Origin of the sequence: Aerococcus sp. HMSC10H05 (assembly GCF_001806975.1) — a bacterium.
Taxonomy (GTDB): Bacteria; Bacillota; Bacilli; order Lactobacillales; family Aerococcaceae; genus Aerococcus; species Aerococcus viridans_B.
Window position 1 is genome coordinate 3,025 of the sequence record NZ_KV786974.1, and the last position, 3,773, is coordinate 6,797.

Consider the following 3,773-nt stretch of genomic DNA (forward strand, 5'->3'; position numbering starts at 1 on the left):
AGAAATAGGTGTAGTGATGGCACATCACGCAAACTATTTCTGAAGCGGACACCAGTCTGCCCTGACGAACCCAACTTCACAGGGTGTGAGCGTCGACGCCAAGAAAGGGACCGTTGGAAGATGAAGGCAGTAGATGGCGAAGCCAGCTACAAATTCATCTGAAACGCAGTCCTTTCTGGAGACGCGAACCCAACTTCACAGGGTGCGAGACCTATCGTTGAATTGGTCTATTTCGTATTGAGTTTAGATAAGGTGGTTATATGAAAACATTAGCAATTGATACATCAACACAAGCTTTAAGTGTCGCCCTACGTGATGGGGACCAGGTTGTCACAGAAACGACCACCAACACAAAAATTAAACATTCAACGCAGTTGCTCCCACTAATTGATAGTATGTTCAAGTTAGTCAATTGGCAACCTAGCGACTTGGATGGGGTTATTGTGACGGAAGGGCCGGGATCTTATACAGGATTGCGGATTGGCGTAACTGCGGCAAAAACTTTAGCCAATACCCTAAGTATTCCTTTATTCACTTTACCAACTTTAATGGCTTTAGCAGGTAATGTACAGGCAACAACTGGTCCAAGTTTAGTCATCCCTTTCATTGATGCTAGAAGAAAAACAGCTTTCGCGACCGTTTATCTAAAAGAAGGCTATACATTTAAGCCATTATTCATCACATCACACGGTTTATTTACTGACTTTTTGGACCAAGTTGCAGCATATCTCGCTGACCATGATGATTTACAAGGATTATCGTTAAATTTTTTGAGTCCAGATATTGAAGCTTTCCGCTCAGATATTGAGGCTAAGTTTGGCGAAGAAGCCATTATTTTCCCAAGTGAATCAGGTTTAATTCATGCTGGCCACCTAGGTGCATTACCACTAAGAGAAGTGGATGTCGATACCTTTATTCCAAACTATGCAAAATTATCGGAAGCTGAAGAAAATTGGGTCGCTCAAAATCCTGAGGAGGCTAAGGCAGATGAAGGCACGTACGTGGAGAGAACAAATTAAAGCAATTTTCAAAAATTTTAATCGACAGGTGTTATTTACCATGAAGAAATCTCTAGTAGCTGATTTAACATTAGACAAACAATCAATCGCTTTACCAGATGGACAATCGCTCTTTTTTGTGATGCAAGATACGACAGTTATTCATCAAATGGTTGATGTTGAATATCGCGCTTACCATCAAGTCGTTTCTTGGACAGCACGCGACTTCTTGTATGACATGACTCAAAATCCTCATACCTATTATATCCAAGCCTTCTTAGGTGATGAATTGGTAGGCTTTATTGGCTGTCGCCGTGACCGGACGGATGTTCATATTTCAAACTTAGTCGTACATCCAGATTACCAATCTATTGGTATCGGGTCTGCTTTACTAGACCGAGCTATTGATTGTGCTAAACAACTGGACCGAAATGTTATGACACTAGAAGTGCGGGCATCAAACCATGGCGCACAACGCTTTTATCAACGTTTCGGCTTTTATGAAAGTGATACCAAAGAGAACTATTACTCTGATAATGACGAAGATGCCTATGAAATGCGGTTATCTCCCCTTATTAATGTGGAACAAATCGAAGTTGTCGAAGGGGTGTAACCCGTGCAAATTGACCATCTAGACCATCAGTGGGCTAAAACTCAAGACTCCAAAGATTTAGGCAAAATGGCTACTGATATCCACGCTAGCTTACACCAAGCCTTTTCAACAGATTTATCTTGGTCAGCAAAAGCCATTGAAGCAAGTCTCAATAATCCATACCATCATTTCTTTATTATGCGCGATCCAGCAAACTTAGAGATTGTTGGACTAGCGCATTTTCAATTCATATTTGAGGAGGTAGAACTCTTCAATATTGCCGTCTTGCCTGACTATCGTAGACAAGGGCTTAGCTACCATCTGCTTGAAGAAGCTTTGCCTTATTTTGCCCAAAATAAGGGAAAAATAGTGACCCTTGAAGTCCGTAGCCGTAATCAACCTGCACGGCGACTATATGAAAAACTAGCCTTCAAACAAATTGCTAGTCGTCCCAACTATTATCCTGTAGACTTAGACGACGCTATAATTTATCAACGAAACTTAGCAGATAAAATTTGAATAACAAATTGAAAGGAGCCATTTTTTGCTATGGCAACAATACTAGCAATCGAATCTTCTTGTGATGAAACATCCGCTGCGATCGTCCAAAACGGCACAGATATGCGGTCTAATGTTGTCGCAAGTCAAATAAAAAGTCATATGCGGTTTGGCGGTGTAGTACCTGAAATCGCTAGTCGTCATCATGTTGAACAAATTACCCAAATCATCGACCTAGCGATGAGTGAAGGTAACGCTACTTGGGAAGATGTGGACGCTGTCGCAGTAACCCAAGGCCCCGGCCTGGTTGGTTCGTTATTAATCGGGGTTACGGCAGCCAAAACTTTGGCTTTTGCGCATCAAAAACCTTTAATCGGGGTTAACCATATGGCTGGACATATATATGCTAACCAACTAATTGCGCCAATGGATTATCCATTGTTGGCATTAGTCGTATCCGGTGGTCATACTGAACTAGTGATTATGCGCGGAGAAAATGATTTTGAAACAATTGGTGATACGCGTGATGATGCTGTAGGAGAAGCTTACGATAAAATTGGTCGTGTCATCGGAGTGCCTTATCCAGGTGGGAAAATTATTGACCAAATGGCACATGAAGGGGAAGATGTTTATCAATATCCAAGAGCTATGAAGGATGAAGATACATTAGATTTTTCTTTCTCAGGCTTAAAATCTGCTGTAATCAATCATATGCATAATGCTAAACAAAAGAATGAAACGTTGGATATGAATAACGTAGCAGCTTCATTCCAAGCAGCAGCGCTTGATCAATTGGTGGGTCGGACAATTGCTGCCTTAAACCAATATTCAGAAATCAATCACTTGCTAGTTGCGGGTGGTGTAGCAGCCAACAAAGGTTTGCGTAGCCAATTAACTGCTGCGGTTGAGGGGTTAGACCGATTAGTGACCTTACAGTTCCCGCCGTTAAGCCTTTGCGGTGACAATGCGGCGATGATAGGTGCTGCAGCAGAGTCCCTATACCAAACACAGCAATTTGCCTCTTTAGCTTTAGATGCTAAACCAGGTATGCGTTTATCATAGATAAAATATTTTGAAGCAAGGCAAGTTTTCTTTATAATTAGAAAAGAATCTATCATCAAGTAAGAAAGAGAAGGCGGTGGGTAATGTTTAACAAAAGAAAAACGGATACGCAAGATAAACATGAAGGCCGAAATCGTCTAGAAGAACTTTCAGCGCAACAACGACGGAAAGAGCGGGTCAAAGAACAATCTGATCGAATTCGTGATAATCCTAGTGATACTTTTGTGGATATTATTATCTTTCTTTTGATTATTGCTGTAATCACTGGATTGGTCTTTCTATATTGGGCTTTTAGCCTGTAGAAGGCGATGATCTATTCGCTCAGATGATGAAATGAAAAGGGTCCTGTGTCAAATAGTGTTGGTGACCGAACATAAATAATCATACTAATAATTTAAATAATATATTTCAAATATTCAATAACGGAAGGGCCATGTTTAATGGTTCTATGATAAATACCGAAACCAAAAAGAACGTATAGGGGACCCCAAAAGTTAGACTAATTTTATGAGAGTTGTGAACTGACCCCTGTCAAGTAGACAGGTAAAAAAATAAGTTTTTTTGAGACTAGAATTGTCTAGTCTTTTTTTAATGGTTCTATGATAAATAGTGTTGGTGGGAAA

Annotated in this window: 5 protein-coding genes; all 5 read left to right on the forward strand. The window is 40.6% G+C overall.

The window, feature by feature from the left end:
* Positions 1-260 precede the first annotated feature (260 nt).
* On the forward strand, positions 261-1,019 hold the full coding sequence (gene tsaB, locus HMPREF3116_RS03560) for a tRNA (adenosine(37)-N6)-threonylcarbamoyltransferase complex dimerization subunit type 1 TsaB (RefSeq protein WP_070467826.1): 759 nt from the start codon (positions 261-263) through the stop codon (positions 1,017-1,019).
* Positions 988-1,611 carry a ribosomal protein S18-alanine N-acetyltransferase gene (gene rimI, locus HMPREF3116_RS03565; RefSeq protein ID WP_070467827.1) on the forward strand — a complete coding sequence of 208 codons (624 nt, stop codon included), beginning with the start codon at positions 988-990 and terminating at the stop codon, positions 1,609-1,611. The genes tsaB and rimI (HMPREF3116_RS03565) overlap by 32 nt, the downstream gene beginning before the upstream one ends.
* Positions 1,612-1,614: 3 nt before the next feature.
* Positions 1,615-2,109 carry a ribosomal protein S18-alanine N-acetyltransferase gene (gene rimI, locus HMPREF3116_RS03570; protein ID WP_070467828.1) on the forward strand — a complete coding sequence of 165 codons (495 nt, stop codon included), beginning with the start codon at positions 1,615-1,617 and terminating at the stop codon, positions 2,107-2,109.
* A 30-nt stretch (positions 2,110-2,139) separates the two neighbouring features.
* A complete protein-coding gene (tsaD, locus tag HMPREF3116_RS03575) occupies positions 2,140-3,150 on the forward strand; it encodes a tRNA (adenosine(37)-N6)-threonylcarbamoyltransferase complex transferase subunit TsaD (RefSeq protein WP_070467829.1) in 1,011 nt (336 codons plus the stop codon).
* Between the two features lie 83 nt (positions 3,151-3,233).
* A complete protein-coding gene (locus HMPREF3116_RS03580) occupies positions 3,234-3,452 on the forward strand; it encodes a hypothetical protein (RefSeq protein ID WP_070467830.1) in 219 nt (72 codons plus the stop codon).
* The last annotated feature ends 321 nt before the right edge of the window (positions 3,453-3,773 follow it).